The following is a 646-nucleotide window of genomic DNA, read 5'->3' as shown; positions in this document are numbered from 1 at the left end:
GCGCTCACCTTTGCCTTCGGCCCGTTCGGCGCTGACAGCCTGTTTTCAAACGAAGACATGCAGCGGCTTGGCGACAGCTGCCGGATCGCCTCTGGTGCCCCATTGCAGGATTTCTCCGGCGATGCGGCGAGAACCGTGCTGTCGGAGACGGAAATTCTCGTTACCGGCTGGGGCTGCCCACCGATCGACGACGCCGTGCTCAGCGCAGCGCCGAAGCTGAAGCTGATCGCCCATGCTGCCGGATCGGTGAAGCATCTGGTTTCGTCCGCCGTTTTCGCACGTGGTGTGCTGGTCTCCAATGCCGCCGATGCCAACGCCGTTCCGGTCGCCGAATTCACGCTTGCCGCGATCCTGCTGGCTAACAAGCAGGTGTTCAGATTCCAGCGAGATTATCTCCGGGAACGTGCGCCGGTAGCCCTTCACGCTTCCTTCGACGGCAATGCCGGCAACTGGCGCAAGCGGGTCGGCATTGTCGGCGCCTCGCGCATCGGCCGCCGCGTCATCGAACTGCTCAAACCTCATGATATCGATGTCGTGCTTCACGATCCGATGATCAACCCGGTCGAAGCCTGGGGCATGGGCGTCGAGCTCGCCTCCCTGGAAGGGCTGATTGAGACGTGCGACACCGTTTCGATCCATGCACCCC

Annotated in this window: 1 protein-coding gene; it reads left to right on the top strand. The window is 62.5% G+C overall.

What is annotated here, in order from left to right:
* Positions 1-646 (top strand): NAD(P)-dependent oxidoreductase (locus tag AC1D0P_RS26785; protein ID WP_477679504.1); only part of this gene is annotated, 646 nt, incomplete at both ends.

The sequence above is a fragment of the Polaromonas sp. P1_G2 genome, from assembly GCF_056405515.1.
This window is presented reverse-complemented; position numbering and strand designations above follow the sequence as displayed.